The following is a 17,519-nucleotide window of genomic DNA, read 5'->3' as shown; positions in this document are numbered from 1 at the left end:
AATGGTGCATAAGCGAATTTCTATATAATTATTTGAATGATAAATGTACGTATTGTTTAATTTCAATTGGTTACAATATCTAGGTGCTTAATTTCGCAGTTAAATATCGATATTTACTCACTGCCTTGTGAGAGATTTCGCACAAGGCAGGGAGTAAAAAGGGAGTATTTTCCCTTATTGGCCGATAGCGGCACCTTCACGACGAGGGTCTGCAGCACCTTCTAGACAATCTTTTGTGATGCGAATAGCGTGTAAACCCGAGTTAAGATCGCGAACGTTGACCTCAAATCCCATCTTTTCTAGCTCAGGTTTGAAGTTTTCCGCCGAGGTTCCTTTTTCCAAATCTAAAGTTCCGAAACGGTTTAGGAAGTGTGGTTGATTGATCGCTTGTTGGATATCCATGTCCCATTGGGTGTGGGCAATAATAGCTTGTGCCACATAACCTATGATACGACTGCCACCCGGAGAACCGATCGCCATGTAAGGTTTGTCGTCTTGCATGATGATGGTCGGTGCCATTGAGGAACGTGGACGTTTACCCGGTTCAAGTCGGTTCGCGATAGGCTTGCCATCGTTATGAGTCTTGAATGAGAAGTCGGTCAGTTCGTTGTTGAGTAGGAAGCCTCTTACCATCAGGCGTGAGCCAAATGCGTTCTCAATGGTGGTGGTCATCGATACGACATTGCCATCGCTATCGACAATATTGAAGTGGCTGGTGGAAGGCAGTTCAATAGACACATCTTGGCTGCGCAGCATGGCGTGATCCCACGGTGGGGTGCCTGATGGTGCACTGTCTAGTGCCTTTCCAGCAGTAATTAACTGGGCACGTTCCTGCAAATAGTCAGTATTCACTAACCCTTGGGTTGGCATCGGAACGTAATCTTGGTCTGCCATGTACATACCACGGTCTGCAAAAGCTAGACGAGAAGCGTCCGCTAACACTTGCCAAGATCTCGCGTCGTTTGGCCCCCATGATTTAAGATCAAACTGTTCGGTCATCGCTAAGATCTGCCCAACCGTTAATGCACCTGAACTCGGTGGTCCCATGCCGCATATATCGTAACTCTCATACGCGGAACAAACCGGTTCACGTTGCTTAATTGAATACGCATCGAAGTCTTTCTGTGCCAATACGCCAGGATTACCTTTGGCGGTTTGAACTGTATTGATGATGTCAGCGGAAATTTCGCCTTGATAGAAAGCCTTAGCACCATCTTTTGAGATAGCGTTTAACGTTGCCGCGTATTCTGGGTTCTTAAGTAGCGTACCTGCGGTTTTTGGGCTGCCATCGGCATTAAAGAAGTAGGCCTTGGTGGTGGTAAAGCGGCTTAGTCGCTCTTGGTCATTTTCAATCAAGGTCGCTAAACGTGGGCTGATGGTAAAACCTTTTTCAGCCAGTTGCGCGATAGGTTTGATTAGGGATGCCCACTCTAACTTGCCGTATTTTTGGTGAGTGTCCCACAGCAGTTGGACTGTGCCCGGTGTCGCTACAGAGCGACCACCAACCACTGCATCATAAAACTTAAGCGGTTGTCCGTTTTCGTCTTGGAACAGACGTGGTGTGGCATCAAGTGGTGCAGTTTCACGACCATCGTAGGTTTTGAGTTGCTTGTCCTTGCCATCAAAATAAACAAGGAACGCGCCACCACCAATACCTGATGATTGAGGTTCCACTAAGCCAAGCATCAGTTGCACGGCAACCATGGCATCAATCGCGTTACCACCACGAGCAAGTACATCAGCGCCCGCTTGGGTTGCCAGTGGGTTGGCGGCGGTGACCATCCAATCGTTGGCTTTAACGAGTTGTTTGGTTTCTAAACCACTACTTTGTTCTGGAGCGACGGAATCGGCAGCTTGATTTGCCCAACTGACGTGAGAGGCAAAAAGTAGGGTAGAAGTGGCGAGGGTTGTTAGTTTTGTTTTCCACTGCATGATCTTCTCCTTTTCATATGCAGAGCTAGATTGGCAGTGGAAAGATAAGATAGCCAGTGCGTTGTTAACGAATTGTAATATTGATTCGAATTTAAGCGATTAAACCAGACAGCGACTGCCAAAGAATACTCAGGCCAATAATGCTGAATAGTACGCCACACAGGCCATCAATGTAGACTGTTGCTTCGCTAAGCTTCTTCTGTAGGGTTTTAGTCGAAAGCATCCACGCCAATAGCGAGAACCAGAATAGTGAAAGGCCAAATAGGATGATCAAAGCAAGGCCTTTGCCTGACAGCGACATGTCTGCAGGAACTAAGCTCGACATCAAACTGATGAAAAACACTAAGGCCTTTGGGTTTAAGATGTTAGTCGCAAACCCTTTCGAAAAGGCCTGACGTTTATTGGTGAGAATCAGATCCTTTGAATCGACAGGATTGGTCTCATCTTCGTGATGAGTAATGATCTGCCAAGTTGCTTTTAGTGCACCAACACCGAGATATAGCAAGTAGCTACCGCCAGCTAACTGTATGGTGGCGAAAAGAGTTGGGTGCTGATGAACCAGATAGCTGATACCCGTTAAACTTAGAAGCGAATGCAGCAAGATCCCGCAAGATAATCCCAGAGCAATGTATAAGCCAGTTTGTCGTCCGTGGCGTGTTGCGTTTTGTACCACAAGGGCAAAGTCAGGGCCTGGGCTCATCAAGGCAATAAAGTGGATAGAGGCGAGGGTGACTAATATGGTGACTTCATTCATATCTGTTCCAATAACTGGGTTGTTCTGTTGAGAGTTGTTGAGCGCAGCTTACCGTGATTTCGAATCTCTCAATTGTAAATTATCAACACTTAGTTAATTTTCGACGGGGAAACACCAAATGCGGTCTTAAATGCCTTTGAGAAATGGGCTTGATCGTAAAATCCCACTTGATGAGCGACCTCGGTTCCGCCCACACCTGACTTAATCAGTCGCATGCCTTGTTCCATACGTAAACGGCTTAGCCAAGCATAAGGGGTAATGCCCATCTTGTTTTTAAAATGGCGCTGAAACTGTGTGGTGGTGAGATCGCACAGTTCAGACAGCTGCTCTAGGCGTACCGGTTGGTCGAGGTTTGCCATCAAATAGTCTTTGAGCGTGTTAACCGACTGAGTACCAAGTTGCACCTGAGTTTTCGATCCAAACTGCGCGTAACGATCAACTATTGTCGAAAAACCTTCGAACGGTAGGCAATCTTGAGCGAGTTGACTGATGTTTGGATTGATAAGCAGCCCATGAAGGTTGCACAATTGTAAAAAAGTCGCTTGATCGGAGAGGATCAACTCGGAAAAGCTTAACGCGTGACCATTTTCTCTGTGATCGGCAAGATCGCCCAGCCATTGCGGCGACACAGCAAATACACTCACTTGGTATCCAGATTCTAGCTTTGAATGGCCGTCATGCAGTTCATCAGGTGGCATCATCACCACTTGTCCAGCACCAGCGTGGTAGCTTGTCCCTTTATAGACAAACTTTTGCTGACCCTGAGTGATTAGGCCGATGTGAAAGTCCAAATGATAGTGGCGCTGAAAGGCAAACTCTTGGTATTGAGCTTGGATCAGGCTGATATCTTGGCTAGGTGTCGAGTAGTAGTGGACTTTATCCATGGCATAAAAAAGCTTGGTTAAATTATCATCAATTCAACCAAGCTTATCTCTGTATTTATAGATTGTCTTGTAAAAAACGATCAGTGCTACTGTTTCGCGCGCTTGTTCTTTTTGCTGTGACGCAGGCCATCAAAGCTAAAGATAACCAGAGCGCCCCAGATGAAGGCGAAGGTGATCGCTTTGTCACTGGTAAAGGCTTCACCATAGATAAGGACCGCCAACAAGAACATCAAGCTCGGGCCTATGTACTGGAAGAAGCCGAGTGTCGATAGCTTCAAGCGGGTTGCTGCACCAGTAAAACAAAGCAACGGAACCGTGGTGATAACACCTGCTGCAATCAGTAATAGGTTAAGCTGCATCGGGTTCATCGAGAAATCTGAAGTTGGACTGTCTGCGATAAACAACAAGTATGTTGCGGCGATAGGCAGCATCACTAATGTTTCAATGAATAGGCCCGTTTGCGCTTCTAAGCTAACTTTTTTACGCAATAGACCATAGAAACCGAAACTGAAGGCTAGGGCAATCGCAACAATTGGCACAGAGCCAAACGCGATCAATTGAATGATCACGCCAATTGCCGCAAGGGCGACCGCAAACCATTGAAGCTTACGTAAACGCTCGCCAAGGAACAACATCCCGAGCAATACGTTAATCAGTGGATTGATGTAATACCCCAAACTGGCATCGAGCATGTGATTGGAGTTTACCGCCCAGATAAAGATCAGCCAGTTAGCACCCACCAAGATAGAGGTCGCCACCAAATAGAGCATTTTTGGCTTTGAGGTTAGGGTGTCGCGCACTTTACGCCAACTGCGACTAACGTGTAGTAAAAAAGCGAGTAGGAAAAAAGACCATACTACACGGTGGCTGAGAATCTCAAATGGGGAAACTTCACTTAAAGATTTGAAATATATAGGGGCGATACCCCACATCGTGTAGGCACCAACTGCAAGCAAAATTCCTTGGCGCGTACGTTGTTGTTCTTCTTGTGTCATGCATCTTTCTCTAGCACTGAGTGCTTATTAATAAGATTTATAAGAGAGTTGGTCAGTATAGGAGCGTTAACCCTTTTCACCTAACAATTTGCGGTTTAATTCGCCAGCGTTCCCCTCTACAATGTGCGACTTGCTTGCGAATGATGCTTGCTGATTTCATACCTCGATTAGGAACCATAATGACCGCCACTCTGATTGCTGAGCAAATACCGACTCCCGCGAATGATGCGCAAAACATCCTCCAAGATGTGTTTGGCTATCAAAGCTTTCGCGATGGTCAGCAAGAGGTCATTGATCTGGCCGTTGAAGGCAGAGACAGCTTGGTGATTATGCCAACCGGTGGTGGTAAGTCACTGTGTTACCAGATTCCAGCTTTGGTTCGTGAAGGGCTCACTCTGGTTATCTCACCGCTGATCTCGCTGATGAAAGACCAAGTCGACCAACTGAAGGCGAACGGTGTCGCGGCTGAGTGCATTAACTCTTCAATGCCACGTGACCAACTGATGAGTGTGTTTAATCGCATGAATTCGGGCCAATTGAAGATGGTCTATGTGTCGCCAGAGCGTGTGTTGATGCGCGATTTTATCGAACGTCTTCAAGGTTTACCGCTTTCGATGATTGCGGTGGATGAAGCGCACTGTATCTCTCAATGGGGGCATGACTTCCGTCCGGAATACGCATCATTAGGCCAACTTAAACAGTATTTCCCGCATGTGCCTTATATGGCGCTAACGGCAACCGCCGACGATGCAACACGTAAAGATATTATCTCGCGCCTGCAGCTGGTGGATCCACATACCTACTTGGGTAGTTTTGATCGTCCTAACATTCGCTATAACCTAGTTGAGAAGCATAAGCCCGTGTCACAGGTGGTTCGCTACTTAGAAACACAAAAGGGCAATTGCGGCATCATCTATTGCGGTAGTCGCAAGAAAGTAGAAATGGTGACCGAGAAGCTGTGCAATAACGGTATTCGCGCCGCGGGTTATCACGCTGGCATGGACACTGATGAGCGTGCTTACGTTCAAGAAGCCTTCCAACGTGATGATATCCAGATTGTTGTCGCGACCGTAGCGTTTGGTATGGGCATCAACAAACCCAACGTTCGTTTTGTGGTGCACTTTGATATTCCACGTAACATCGAGTCTTACTATCAAGAGACTGGCCGTGCTGGTCGTGATGGTTTGCCTGCTGAAGCCATGATGCTGTTTGACCCGGCTGATATGGGTTGGTTGCGTCGTATGCTGGATGAGAAAGAAGAAGGCCCTCAAAAACAGGTCGAGATGCACAAGCTAAACGCGATGAGTGCCTTTGCTGAAGCGCAAACCTGTCGTCGTCAGGTGCTGCTCAACTACTTTGGCGAATATCGTGAGAAACAATGTGGTAACTGCGATATCTGTTTGGATCCGCCAAAACACTTTGATGCGACCCAAGAGGCGCAGAAGGCGTTGTCTTGTGTGTACCGTGTCAATCAGTCATTTGGTATGGGCTACGTAGTTGAAGTGATGCGTGGCATGCAGAACATCCGTGTGCGCGATAATGGTCACGATAAGCTGTCTACTTACGGTATTGGCCGCGACCACAGCCATGATTACTGGATCAGTATCTTCCGTCAGCTGATTCACAAAGGTTTGCTGTTCCAGAACATCACCCGTAATTCGACATTACAGCTAACAGAAGAAGCACGTCCGCTACTGCGTGGTGAGATGTCTTTGGAATTGGCTGTGCCTCGTTTGGATACGGCGGTGCGCAGTGCTAAGTCCGATAAACTCAGCAGCAAGAACTACGATAAGAAGCTGTTTGCCAAACTGCGTAAGCTACGGAAGTCGATTGCTGATGAAGATGGTTTACCACCTTATGTGGTATTCAGTGATGCGACCTTGATTGATATGGCTGAAGTATTGCCTACCTCATACGGTGAGATGTTGGCGGTTAACGGTGTTGGTCAACGTAAACTTGATAAGTACGCAGACCCATTCTTAGATTTGATTCAAGAACACATCACGACACACGGTTAATTTGCAGAGTCGCTTAGCCTCTAAAAGCGACGAGATCATAGAAAAAGAATAAGGTTGATAGGGACATGACAACACAAACAGAATTTGGCTTAAGAGAGTATTTGGCTGAGGAAGGGCGTTTATTGATTACGTCTCCAAGTTTTGATTTTGATTCTTACGAAGTGTTAGGTGAAAAGCTGGTGGCATTGTTGTCTGCTTCTGTAATTGAAAAGCAATGGGACGCCGACATGCACTCTTGGTTGATCGATTTTGAAGATTGTCGGATGTTTTTAAAGTCTGAACATTACAGCGAATCAATCTGGTTTGAGTCGTTGAACGCAGAAGAGAGCCGAGAAGAGTTTGATTATCTCGCGGCGCTTTTTAAGCGCGGTTTTTAACTTTTAGCACCGCTTCTAAATGTAGCTTTTAAACCTGGCTTTTAAAACATAGTTTCTAACGCTATTCACCAATAAAAGTGAGAATAAACGTTTGCGTTTGTTCTCACCATTGCAGCCAATATTGATTAATGTATAATCGCCCGCCGCTCGATAGAGCAAATTATAGAAACATTCTTAATTCACATTATTGGTAAGAGCTTTCTTAGTTTATTCGAAGAAATGACTCGATTTGGGTTCCCTCACCCCCAAACCAAACTAAAAAGGTACAGCATGAGTAACTTTACCCCTGCGCAACAGCGCAAAGCCCTAGCACTATTAGTTTTGTTCCATTTGATCATTATTGCATCAAGCAATTATTTGGTTCAGCTCCCTTTTACCGTCTTCGGTATGCACACCACTTGGGGTGCTTTCACTTTCCCGTTTATCTTCCTAGCGACTGATCTGACTGTTCGCATTTTTGGTGCGCAGCTTGCTCGTAAAATCATTTTCTTAGTGATGCTACCTGCACTGGCCGTTTCTTACTTTTTGTCAGTGGTGTTCTTCGAAGGTTCATTCCAAGGCTTTAACCAACTCGGCGAGTTTAACTTGTTTGTTGCACGTATCGCTGCGGCAAGTTTCATGGCTTATCTGCTTGGCCAGATCTTAGATGTGCATGTTTTCAACCGTTTACGTCAGCTTAAACAGTGGTGGGTAGCCCCAACGTGTTCAACGCTATTCGGTAATGCCATTGATACCATTGCGTTCTTTGCGATTGCTTTCTACCAAAGCCCAGATCCATTCATGGCTGAGCACTGGACTGAAATTGCGTTGGTTGATTACGGATTCAAACTTATCATCAGCTTAGGTCTGTTTGTGCCAATGTACGGTGTGCTTCTAAATTACGTGGTTAAGAAGTTAACCGCTGTGAACCCTGACTTTAAAGCGACAGGTGTTAACGCTTAAGTTTAGATTTGTAACGCAAAGCATTAATGCAGCGATAGGAAAAAGCCCAAGTTAGTAGACTAACTTGGGCTTTTTTAATTTCTAGCGTCAGATACTAATATCAGAGGCATTCAATATTCAATGGCCAGCCAATATCGGTTTGTCTATTCGATTCGATCTCTAGTTCAGCGGCGGTCAGCGGGTTGTCTGCTAGCCATTGCTTAGAAAGCGTCAATGTCAGATTGTTACCATCGGTTGCAAGCTTAAACTCAGGCTCTAGCGCTGGATTGCGACGGTGAGTCAACAAAATAGCCAAACGCAGAATACGTAAGATACGCTTGCTGCTGGTGCCTGAGATAGCGTGTTGCTCTGGTAGTGAGGTTAACTGTTCACGGTAGCGACGAGTTAACTCACCCAAGTAGTGCTTTTGCGCTCGAGTGAAGCCAGGCAGGTCTAAGTTCTGCAGCAGGTAAGCGCTGTGCTCACCGCCTTTTTTGAAATCGATGGTTAAACCAATTTCGTGAAGCTTGGCTGCGGTTTGTAATAAAACGCTTGCTTGAGGTTCTGACACCCAAGCTTCTCCGCCGGCTTGATCTAGCAGGGTCTGTGCCACGACAGCCACTTGTTCACCGTAGCTTACGTCCATCTGGTAGCGTGATTGTACGCTCTTGACGGTACGTGCACGGATATCGTCTTGGCGCAGCTCATTAACCATCTCGTAGGCGAGACCTTCACGGAGTGCGCCGCCAGCGAGTGTCATTGAATCGATTTCAAGCAGCTCAAAAATCGCAATAAGAATAGAAAGGCCACTTGGGAACACTAATGCGCGTTCAAGGGTTAGCCCTTCTATTTCTAGCTCTTCCAAGCGCTCTGTGATCATCGCTTGTTTCTGTAGGCGCTTAAGTTTGGCATGAGTAATAACCTCATCCATGCCTTGCGCTAACATAATTTCTTGCAGTGCCTGAACGGTACCACTGGCGCCAACACACACATCCCATCCGATATCGGTGTAACTATCTAGAATCGGAGCCAACGTCGACTTTGCCGCTTCAATGGCATTGTTAAAGTTGGTTGCGGTTAATTGGCGATCTTTAAAGTGGCGTTCAAGCCAAGTAACACAGCCCATTTTTAAGCTGGTCAGTGCTTTCGCCGAGAAGCCTTCACCGATGATCATCTCGGTACTTGCGCCACCAATATCTACTACCAGTCGGCGGCCGCTGCCACCTGAAGTATGTGCCACGCCCTTATAAATAGTCGCAGCTTCTTCTTCACCAGAGATAACATTGATGTCGTAACCAAGAATCTGGTTCGCTTTCTCTAGAAATATATCCACATTGATAGCAGTACGTAGGGTCGCTGTACCTACAATGCGGATATTTTCTTTCGGAATATCTTGCAGTCGCTCTGCAAAGAGACTCAAACAGTCCCAACCGCGCTGCATGGCTTCAGTACTAAGCGCATTATTTTCATCTAAGCCTGCAGCTAAACGCACTTTGCGCTTAATTTTAGCCATGGTTTGTACGCTGCCATCGATATGACGCACAACGAGCATATGAAAACTGTTCGACCCGAGGTCGATTGCAGCGTAAAGCGGTGGTGACACTGTTTGACTCATAAGCGACTAAGCTTCCTTGTTATGACGCGGTTGGCGTGGGCGACGGTTCTGGTTTGGTTTACGGTTACCGTTGCGTGGGCCATTGTTGTTTGAACGACGCTGTTGCGGGTTACGTGTACGTAAGCGCAATGGTGCTGGTAGATCTTCTAGTAGTGCAGAAGAGTCATAGTCAGACACAGGGATAGCGTGCTCAATGTATTCTTCGATAGGCGGCAAGTTGATTGCGTAATCTTCACAAGCAAAGCTGATCGAGTGACCACTTGCGCCAGCACGACCTGTACGGCCGATACGGTGAACGTAGTCTTCACAATCGTCTGGTAGGTCGAAGTTGAATACGTGTGTTACTTGAGGAATGTGTAGGCCACGTGCTGCAACGTCGGTTGCGACAAGTAGGTCAACATCACCTTTAGTGAATTGCTCAAGAATCTTTTCACGTTTCTTCTGGGGAACATCGCCAGTTAGCAGGCCAACACGGTGACCATCTGCTGCTAGGTGACCCCAAACAGACTCACACTTGTGCTTAGTGTTAGCGAAGATGATAGCGCGTTCTGGCCATTCTTCTTCAACTAGCGTCTGCAGTAGTGCCATTTTGTGTTCGTTTGAAGGGTAGAACAGCTCTTCTTTGATGCGGTGACCTGTTTTACGCTCTGGCTCAACAACAACATGCTCTGGATTGTGCATGTGTTCGAACGCTAGCTCTTGTACGCGGTAAGAAAGCGTCGCAGAGAACAGCATGTTCAGGCGATCTTTTGGCTCAGGCATACGGCGGAACAAGAAGCGGATGTCTTTGATGAAACCAAGATCGAACATGCGATCAGCTTCGTCAAGAACAACAGCTTGAATGTGGTTAAGGTTAAATACCTTCTGCTTGTAGAAGTCGATGATACGGCCAGTAGTACCAATTAAGATATCTGCGCCTTCTTCGATTTTACCTAGCTGCTTGTCGTAGCTTTCGCCACCGTAAGCTAATGCTGCTTTGATACCTGTGCTTGCAACTAGAGAATCAGCATCGTTGTAGATCTGAATCGCGAGTTCACGCGTTGGTGCCATAATAATTGCACGTGGCTGGTTAGGCTTACGCCCTTCATGCTCAGGTGTTTTTAGCAGGTGGTTGAAAGTAGCAGTAAGAAACGCAAGCGTTTTACCAGTACCCGTTTGGGCCTGGCCTGCAATGTCTTGGCCGGTGAGCAGTACCGGGAGCGCCAAGGCTTGGATCGGGGTACAATAATCGAACCCTTTTTTCTCCAATCCTTCAATGACTTGCGGAAGTAAATCCAAGTCGGCGAACTTTTGCTCTGTGATATGCGTCTTTTTCATTGCTATAGAATATCAGCTTAAGCTTGCAATACGAAAGTAAATACATTCCAATAGGGCATCTATTTACTGGTTATCATCCAACCAGTTCTAAAAAATACATTGGAGTGGAAGATGAGTGATAAGATTTTGCAGCTAACTGATGACGGTTTTGATAACGATGTAATCAATGCTGCAGGCCCGGTTCTTGTTGATTTTTGGGCTGAATGGTGTGGTCCTTGTAAGATGATTGCCCCGATTCTTGATGAAATCGCAGACGAGTACGAATGCAAGCTCACTATCGGTAAACTTAATATCGACCAAAATGCTGGAACACCACCAAAGTTTGGTATTCGCGGCATTCCAACGCTACTTCTTTTCAAAGATGGCGGCGTAGCAGCGACTAAAGTTGGTGCATTATCTAAAACTCAACTTAAAGAGTTCTTAGACGCTAACCTTTAATTAGGTCAGCATTTGAAAAGAAACCGTGCAGTTAACAAATGCGCGGTTTTGTTTTTTCTAAGCTATGGACTAGTCTTAGTTTTAGTGCTAATTTATCGCACGTTAATTGAACGAATTTCTCTTCTTGGTCGATCCTGTGACCAACTCCTTCTTAACTTAAGAAAACAGATCCTATTTTGACTAAACAAACTTCCACCACTATGAATCTTACTGAACTGAAGAACAGACCTGTGTCTGAGCTTGTTAAACTTAGCGAAAGCTTAGGTCTTGAGAATCAAGCTCGCCTAAGAAAACAAGACATTATCTTCTCCATCCTTAAAGCACATGCAAAAAGTGGTGAAGACATCTTTGGTGATGGTGTTCTAGAAATTCTTCAAGACGGTTTTGGTTTCCTACGTAGTGCTGACAGCTCATACCTAGCTGGCCCTGATGATATCTACGTATCTCCAAGCCAAATTCGTCGTTTTAACTTACGTACTGGTGATTCAATTGGCGGTAAGATTCGTCCACCTAAAGACGGTGAACGTTACTTTGCACTGCTAAAAGTAAACACTGTTAACTACGATAAGCCAGATAACGCTCGTAACAAGATTCTTTTCGAAAACCTTACTCCTCTTCACGCCAACGAACGTATGGTGATGGAACGTGGTAACGGTGCGACTGAAGATATTACGGCTCGTATTCTTGACCTTGCGTCTCCAATTGGTAAAGGTCAGCGTGGTCTGATTGTTGCTCCGCCAAAAGCGGGTAAAACAATGCTTCTTCAGAACATCGCTCAGAGCATCGCTCACAATCACCCTGAATGTGAACTGATGGTTCTTCTGATCGATGAGCGTCCAGAAGAAGTAACAGAAATGCAGCGCCTAGTTAAAGGTGAAGTAGTTGCTTCAACATTCGATGAGCCAGCATCTCGCCACGTACAAGTAGCAGAAATGGTTATCGAGAAAGCGAAACGCCTTGTTGAACACAAGAAAGACGTAGTTATCCTTCTGGATTCTATTACTCGTCTAGCTCGTGCTTACAACACCGTGATTCCTTCATCAGGTAAAGTTCTTACTGGTGGTGTAGACGCTAACGCACTTCACCGTCCTAAGCGTTTCTTCGGTGCGGCACGTAACGTAGAAGAAGGCGGTAGCTTAACGATCATCGCTACAGCACTGGTTGATACTGGTTCTAAGATGGATGAAGTTATCTACGAAGAATTCAAAGGTACAGGTAACATGGAACTGCACCTTAACCGTAAGATTGCTGAAAAACGTGTATTCCCTGCGATTGATTTCAACCGCTCTGGTACTCGTCGTGAAGAGCTTCTTACGAAGAACGATGAACTACAGAAGATGTGGATTCTGCGTAAGATTGTTCACCCAATGGGCGAAATTGACGCAATGGAATTCCTTATCGACAAGCTAGCAATGACGAAAACGAACGATGAGTTCTTTGACGCAATGCGTCGTCAGTAATATTGATTAGCTGATAGTTATTAAAAAGCGCTGCCTTCGGGTGGCGCTTTTTATTTGCATTTTGTAGCGACAGCTTGCAGAATGACCAAAAGTGTTACAAGGAAGTTAAAATGCAACATGGACTGTTGTCATCATTACTCCTGTCTACTTCACTGTTATTTTCACCGGTCGGCATCAGCTATGCTACCGAGATGTCTCCAACTACAGTAGAGTCTTGGCTTGAGAATGATCAAGTAAAACTGAAAACTGCTGAATTGCTCGAGTTTGTCGTGCGTGACGAAGTGAATTCGCTACGCTTTGCACTTGAGCGCCTGACATTTCCCCAACAAGAGGTGGCTCGTTACCAACTCTTGAAGAAGCTCGAACAGCAAAAAATCGTACTCACGCCCAAGATGTCTATCTTCATTGAGCAGCAACTTGCTATCACGCCAACTTATCAAGTGTTAGAGCGTGGCGATGGCTATGAGTTTACGGTACCTGCCTTTAATTACCCTTCGATTGCTAACCGACTCATTAAGCAGTGGCGCCAAGACCAAAAGACATTGGTATTTGTTCTTGATGCGGAGAAACAAGATCTCAACCTGAAAGAGTGGTTATCTGGCTCTGAACACCAAGTCCAGACTCGAGAAGCGCTGCTAATCCGAGAGCTAGACAGCTTGTCGCCTGAAGCGGTTGATTACCTAACCAAACAACTTACCACGTCGTCGATTGTAAGTTGGCTACCGTCCTCCGAGGTGGTGGTTCGATTAGCACAGGTGAGTGAAGATCCTGAGGTCTACAAGATCCTATGGCGTATGAAGGCGGATTATCACAGCCAAGCTGAATTGGTTCGCCTTGCTGAAACCAAGCAAGCATTCGCACTTGAGCAGGTTATGGCTGCAACTAAGAATCCACGTTTGAAAGATGAAGCGATCACCTTGCTCACCAAAGTGAATCCATTATCGGATGAGGTGAAGCAGTTCTTGGTCTCTAGAATGGCGATTGCCGATGAAGCGTCTTTGGTTGCCCGTGAATTAGCAAAACAAGGTCATACTGGATGGTTACAAGATCTCGTGAATGATAACCCTCAGGTGAAGAGTTCTTTGATCGAGCAAGCATTACCGTAAAGTGGATTTTGGCTCTCAATAACCACATTAAAAAGGGGGATCTCAGTGTCACCCTTTTTGATATACTGAGCGCAGAATAATCAGCATGTAGAAGTCCTATGAGTTTTAAAGGTTTACGTGATTTTATCGACCATCTTGAAAGTATTGGTCAGTTGAAACGCATCTCTCACCCAGTCGACCCAGACTATGAAATGACCGAGATTAGCGACCGTACTCTACGTGCTGGTGGCCCGGCTCTATTGTTTGAAAACCCAGTAGGCTATGACATGCCTGTTTTGACTAACCTATTTGGTACACCTAATCGTGTTGCTATTGGTATGGGGCGTCAGGATGTAAAAGAGCTACGTGAAGTGGGCAAGCTACTTGCCTACCTAAAAGAGCCTGAGCCACCAAAAGGTTTTAAAGACGCTATCGATAAACTGCCAGTGTTTAAGCAAGTCTTAAACATGCCAGCTAAACGCCTTCGTAAAGCGGCTTGCCAACAAGTGGTATGGCAAGGTGATGACGTCGACCTAGATAAAATTCCGGTGATGAGCTGTTGGGCCGACGATGTCGCACCATTGCTAACATGGGGTTTAACGGTTACTCGTGGTCCAAACAAAAAACGCCAAAACTTAGGCATCTATCGTCAGCAAAAGATCGGTAAGAATAAAATCATCATGCGTTGGTTAGCCCACCGCGGTGGAGCGCTTGATCTGCGCGACTGGATGGAGACCAACCCTGGTAAACCATTCCCAGTATCTGTTGCGTTTGGTGCAGACCCTGCCACCATTCTTGGCGCGGTGACACCAGTACCAGATACCTTATCGGAATACGCGTTTGCAGGCTTGCTGCGTGGTAGTAAAACTGAGGTCGTTAAATCAATCAGTAATGACTTAGAGGTACCAGCAAGTGCGGAAATCGTAATGGAAGGCTACATCGACCCGAATGAGTTCGCGGACGAAGGCCCATACGGAGACCACACGGGTTACTACAACGAGAAAGAAAAGCACCACGTATTTACGATTACTCATGTAACCATGCGCGAAAACCCTATCTATCACAGCACTTATACTGGCCGTCCGCCTGATGAGCCTGCGGTACTGGGTGTTGCACTAAATGAAGTGTTTGTTCCTATTCTTCAAAAGCAGTTCCCAGAGATAGAAGACTTCTACTTGCCACCTGAAGGTTGTTCGTACCGAATGGCGGTAGTGACAATGAAGAAGCAATACCCAGGTCACGCTAAGCGCGTGATGATGGGTGTATGGTCTTTCTTGCGTCAATTCATGTACACCAAATTTGTATTGGTGTGCGACGAGGATGTAAACGCACGTGATTGGTCTCAAGTAACGGCTGCGATGTGTGAACACATGGATCCGTCTCGTGATAGCTTGATGATTGAGAACACACCTATCGATTCGTTAGATTTTGCATCACCAGTGGTTGGACTGGGCTCTAAGATGGGCCTAGACATCACCAAGAAGTGGGATGCGGAGTTAGCGCTATCGCCAGACGTCGAATCTGCGCCTGTAAGTAGTGAACATATCGAAGGTAGCCTGGCTGAATTAACTAAGGCTCACCCTGAAATTATTGATATCCAGCTACAGAACGACAACGCCAGCATGGTTGTGGTGTCTATTGATAAGCAAGCTGCAGGTAATGGTAAGAAAATCATGGAAGCGGTTTGGTCTCAATTTGATGAGAACAAGTTTGTTATCGTGTGTGATGGTGATGTCAACGTGAGTGACTGGAATGACATCATTTGGGCGGTAACCACCAGAATGGATCCGGCAAGAGATACATTGTTCCTACAGAACGAAACTGGACACTCCAAAATGGGACTAGATGCGACCAATAAATGGGAAGGCGAATGTCTTCGCGAGTGGGGCGTTCCTATCACAAAAGATCCTGATGTCGTTAAAAAGATTGATAGCATCTGGGAACAACTAGGAATTTCATGAGCTACCAAGTAGTCTTATATCCAGAAAACATCAGTTTCACAGTAGAAAAAGGACAAACGGTCTTGGATGCTGCGCTCAACAGCGATATCTATTTTCCAAACCGTTGCCAAGTTGGCGCATGCGCGATGTGTATGTGCAAAAAGTTAGAAGGACAAGTGAGTTACCACCTTGAACCCATGCTCACAGAGAAAGAGCAGGAACAGGGCTGGATTTTCGCTTGCCAAGCATTTGCAGAAAGTAATTTAGTTCTAACCTTTGCCGATTAAGGGTTAGTAAGAGGAAGAACATGACTATTAAATGTAAAGTGAAGTCTATCGAGCCTTTGGCTTGTAACACTTACCAAATCCTACTTCACCCAGAAACACCTGTTGCTTTTAAAGCGGGTCAGTACCTGATGGTTGAAATGGGCGAGAAAGATAAACGTCCATTCTCTATTGCAAGCAGCCCATGCCGCCATGAAGGTGAGCTTGAGTTACACATTGGTGCCGCTGAGCACAATGCTTACGCATTAGAAGTAGTTGAGGCGATGAAAAAAGCGCAAGCTGAAGATGGCGATATCGCTATTGATGCACCACACGGTGATGCGTGGATTAAAGAAGAAAGCGAACGCCCTCTATTATTGATTGCTGGTGGCACTGGTTTTAGCTATGTACGTTCAATCCTAGATCACTGTATCGCGCAAAACAGCAAAAAAGAGATTCACTTATACTGGGGCGCAAAAGACGAGTGCCAGCTATATGCAAAAGAAGAGCTAGTAGGTATCGCAGAAAAGCACAGCAATGTGCACTTTGTACCAGTAGTAGAAGAAGCACCTGAAGTATGGCACGGCCAAACTGGTAATGTGCTTGAAGCAATTACGCAAAGTTTCGAATCACTGGCTGATTTCGATATCTATATTGCAGGTCGTTTTGAAATGGCAGGTGCTGCAAGAGACCTATTTACTCAGAATAAAGAAGCAAAGCGTGACCATATGTACGCTGATGCTTACGCCTTTATCTAATAATACTCTTAGATTTTGAGTAAAAAGAGAGCAGAAATGCTCTCTTTTTTACGTTTAGGTGAACTATTAGGCAGTTAACCTCTATTTATTCATTTTTTATGAAAAAGTAGTTGCTAACCTGAGAGGGTTCCCTATAATGCGACCCCACTGAGACGGCAGACGCCACAAGGCTTCAGCAAGAATCAGTAAGACGGAAAGCGACAAAAAATTAATTTTCAAAAAGTGTTTGACACTGAATGTTAATTCGCTAGAATGGCCGTCCACTTCGAGAGGCTCCTTACTTAAAAGGAACGCTCAAGAAGTAAAGCTCTTTAACAATTTAAACCTATCAATCTGTGTGGGCACTCGTTGATGAATATCAAAACGTTTTATCGTTAGATAAAACAGATTCTTCGGAATCAAAATGATTTCAATGAACTGAGTGACCAATACGAATAATTACTTTCTTTATAGAGAGGGGTTATTTGGCACAGTCAATTCATTATCATTCTGTTGGAATGGTAATAGCTTTAGAATTACATAGTAGTTTTGAAGTCAGTATTCGTTGAGTCACAAAATCTTAAATTGAAGAGTTTGATCATGGCTCAGATTGAACGCTGGCGGCAGGCCTAACACATGCAAGTCGAGCGGAAACGACACTAACAATCCTTCGGGTGCGTTAATGGGCGTCGAGCGGCGGACGGGTGAGTAATGCCTAGGAAATTGCCTTGATGTGGGGGATAACCATTGGAAACGATGGCTAATACCGCATAATGCCTACGG

The 17,519-nt window shown here is 45.6% G+C and carries 15 protein-coding genes and 1 rRNA gene; 10 read left to right on the top strand and 6 right to left on the bottom strand.

All coding sequences use genetic code 11. The features are described from left to right. Nucleotides 1-174: 174 nt before the first annotated feature. The 4 genes from ggt to rarD form a co-directional block, all read right to left on the bottom strand. Entirely contained in the window at nucleotides 175-1,932 is a 1,758-nt protein-coding gene (ggt, locus tag L1D22_RS20965; RefSeq protein WP_239831107.1) for a gamma-glutamyltransferase, read from the bottom strand. A gap of 91 nt (nucleotides 1,933-2,023) precedes the next feature. Further along, nucleotides 2,024-2,686 (bottom strand): LysE family translocator, encoded by a 663-nt coding sequence (locus tag L1D22_RS20960; RefSeq protein WP_017631677.1) that lies wholly within the window; start codon nucleotides 2,684-2,686, stop codon nucleotides 2,024-2,026. Between the two features lie 89 nt (nucleotides 2,687-2,775). Further along, nucleotides 2,776-3,570 carry an AraC family transcriptional regulator gene (locus L1D22_RS20955; protein WP_239831106.1) on the bottom strand — a complete coding sequence of 265 codons (795 nt, stop codon included), beginning with the start codon at nucleotides 3,568-3,570 and terminating at the stop codon, nucleotides 2,776-2,778. Between the two features lie 86 nt (nucleotides 3,571-3,656). Beyond that, nucleotides 3,657-4,565: an EamA family transporter RarD gene (rarD, locus tag L1D22_RS20950; protein ID WP_239831105.1), complete on the bottom strand. Its 909-nt coding sequence runs from the start codon at nucleotides 4,563-4,565 to the stop codon at nucleotides 3,657-3,659. A 179-nt stretch (nucleotides 4,566-4,744) separates the two neighbouring features. Here rarD and recQ point away from each other — a divergent pair, with 179 nt between their 5' ends. The 3 genes from recQ to L1D22_RS20935 all read left to right on the top strand — a co-directional run bounded on the left by recQ (nucleotide 4,745) and on the right by L1D22_RS20935 (nucleotide 7,902). Next, on the top strand, nucleotides 4,745-6,583 hold the full coding sequence (gene recQ / locus L1D22_RS20945) for an ATP-dependent DNA helicase RecQ (RefSeq protein WP_239831104.1): 1,839 nt from the start codon (nucleotides 4,745-4,747) through the stop codon (nucleotides 6,581-6,583). Between the two features lie 65 nt (nucleotides 6,584-6,648). Next, nucleotides 6,649-6,960: a DUF3630 family protein gene (locus L1D22_RS20940; protein ID WP_239831103.1), complete on the top strand. Its 312-nt coding sequence runs from the start codon at nucleotides 6,649-6,651 to the stop codon at nucleotides 6,958-6,960. Between the two features lie 270 nt (nucleotides 6,961-7,230). Beyond that, nucleotides 7,231-7,902, top strand: a complete 672-nt coding sequence (locus L1D22_RS20935; protein ID WP_239831102.1) for a 7-cyano-7-deazaguanine/7-aminomethyl-7-deazaguanine transporter — start codon at nucleotides 7,231-7,233, stop codon at nucleotides 7,900-7,902. Between the two features lie 100 nt (nucleotides 7,903-8,002). Here L1D22_RS20935 and gppA read toward each other — a convergent pair whose 3' ends face one another. Together gppA and rhlB are read right to left on the bottom strand one after the other, a co-directional pair. Next, nucleotides 8,003-9,496, bottom strand: a complete 1,494-nt coding sequence (gene gppA / locus L1D22_RS20930; protein ID WP_239831101.1) for a guanosine-5'-triphosphate,3'-diphosphate diphosphatase — start codon at nucleotides 9,494-9,496, stop codon at nucleotides 8,003-8,005. Between the two features lie 6 nt (nucleotides 9,497-9,502). Continuing rightward, a complete protein-coding gene (rhlB, locus tag L1D22_RS20925) occupies nucleotides 9,503-10,813 on the bottom strand; it encodes an ATP-dependent RNA helicase RhlB (RefSeq protein WP_017631297.1) in 1,311 nt (436 codons plus the stop codon). A 111-nt stretch (nucleotides 10,814-10,924) separates the two neighbouring features. Here rhlB and trxA point away from each other — a divergent pair, with 111 nt between their 5' ends. From trxA to L1D22_RS20890, 7 genes are all read left to right on the top strand, one after another. Beyond that, nucleotides 10,925-11,251, top strand: coding sequence for a thioredoxin TrxA (trxA, locus tag L1D22_RS20920; protein WP_239831100.1), 327 nt, complete (start codon nucleotides 10,925-10,927; stop codon nucleotides 11,249-11,251). 200 nt (nucleotides 11,252-11,451) lie between these two features. Further along, complete coding sequence (gene rho, locus L1D22_RS20915) at nucleotides 11,452-12,711, top strand: transcription termination factor Rho (RefSeq protein ID WP_017631298.1); 1,260 nt, start codon at nucleotides 11,452-11,454, stop codon at nucleotides 12,709-12,711. Nucleotides 12,712-12,821: 110 nt separating this feature from the next. Beyond that, nucleotides 12,822-13,817, top strand: a complete 996-nt coding sequence (locus tag L1D22_RS20910; RefSeq protein ID WP_239831099.1) for a hypothetical protein — start codon at nucleotides 12,822-12,824, stop codon at nucleotides 13,815-13,817. 98 nt (nucleotides 13,818-13,915) lie between these two features. Continuing rightward, a complete protein-coding gene (ubiD, locus tag L1D22_RS20905; protein WP_239831098.1) occupies nucleotides 13,916-15,757 on the top strand; it encodes a 4-hydroxy-3-polyprenylbenzoate decarboxylase in 1,842 nt (613 codons plus the stop codon). After that, the gene (locus L1D22_RS20900) at nucleotides 15,754-16,023 is read left to right on the top strand and encodes a 2Fe-2S iron-sulfur cluster-binding protein (RefSeq protein ID WP_060468860.1); all 270 of its coding nucleotides are present in this window, start codon (nucleotides 15,754-15,756) and stop codon (nucleotides 16,021-16,023) included. The genes ubiD and L1D22_RS20900 overlap by 4 nt, the downstream gene beginning before the upstream one ends. A gap of 20 nt (nucleotides 16,024-16,043) precedes the next feature. Further along, on the top strand, nucleotides 16,044-16,757 hold the full coding sequence (gene fre / locus L1D22_RS20895; RefSeq protein ID WP_060468859.1) for an NAD(P)H-flavin reductase: 714 nt from the start codon (nucleotides 16,044-16,046) through the stop codon (nucleotides 16,755-16,757). Nucleotides 16,758-17,318: 561 nt separating this feature from the next. Next, nucleotides 17,319-17,519: ribosomal RNA gene (locus tag L1D22_RS20890) — 16S ribosomal RNA — on the top strand; the annotation flags it as partial.

Origin of the sequence: Vibrio sp. Isolate34, from assembly GCF_022397915.1 — a bacterium.
Lineage (GTDB): Bacteria > Pseudomonadota > Gammaproteobacteria > Enterobacterales > Vibrionaceae > Vibrio.
The sequence above is the reverse complement of the archived record's forward strand: the minus strand, read 5'-3'. Positions and strand labels throughout refer to the sequence as shown.

Coding starts and splice junctions, on each gene's coding strand:
- ggt (WP_239831107.1), bottom strand. CDS start 1,932: ATGCAGTGGAAAACAAAACTAACAACCCTCGCCACTTCTACCCTACTT.
- L1D22_RS20960 (WP_017631677.1), bottom strand. CDS start 2,686: ATGAATGAAGTCACCATATTAGTCACCCTCGCCTCTATCCACTTTATT.
- L1D22_RS20955 (WP_239831106.1), bottom strand. CDS start 3,570: ATGGATAAAGTCCACTACTACTCGACACCTAGCCAAGATATCAGCCTG.
- rarD (WP_239831105.1), bottom strand. CDS start 4,565: ATGACACAAGAAGAACAACAACGTACGCGCCAAGGAATTTTGCTTGCA.
- recQ (WP_239831104.1), top strand. CDS start 4,745: ATGACCGCCACTCTGATTGCTGAGCAAATACCGACTCCCGCGAATGAT.
- L1D22_RS20940 (WP_239831103.1), top strand. CDS start 6,649: ATGACAACACAAACAGAATTTGGCTTAAGAGAGTATTTGGCTGAGGAA.
- L1D22_RS20935 (WP_239831102.1), top strand. CDS start 7,231: ATGAGTAACTTTACCCCTGCGCAACAGCGCAAAGCCCTAGCACTATTA.
- gppA (WP_239831101.1), bottom strand. CDS start 9,496: ATGAGTCAAACAGTGTCACCACCGCTTTACGCTGCAATCGACCTCGGG.
- rhlB (WP_017631297.1), bottom strand. CDS start 10,813: ATGAAAAAGACGCATATCACAGAGCAAAAGTTCGCCGACTTGGATTTA.
- trxA (WP_239831100.1), top strand. CDS start 10,925: ATGAGTGATAAGATTTTGCAGCTAACTGATGACGGTTTTGATAACGAT.
- rho (WP_017631298.1), top strand. CDS start 11,452: ATGAATCTTACTGAACTGAAGAACAGACCTGTGTCTGAGCTTGTTAAA.
- L1D22_RS20910 (WP_239831099.1), top strand. CDS start 12,822: ATGCAACATGGACTGTTGTCATCATTACTCCTGTCTACTTCACTGTTA.
- ubiD (WP_239831098.1), top strand. CDS start 13,916: ATGAGTTTTAAAGGTTTACGTGATTTTATCGACCATCTTGAAAGTATT.
- L1D22_RS20900 (WP_060468860.1), top strand. CDS start 15,754: ATGAGCTACCAAGTAGTCTTATATCCAGAAAACATCAGTTTCACAGTA.
- fre (WP_060468859.1), top strand. CDS start 16,044: ATGACTATTAAATGTAAAGTGAAGTCTATCGAGCCTTTGGCTTGTAAC.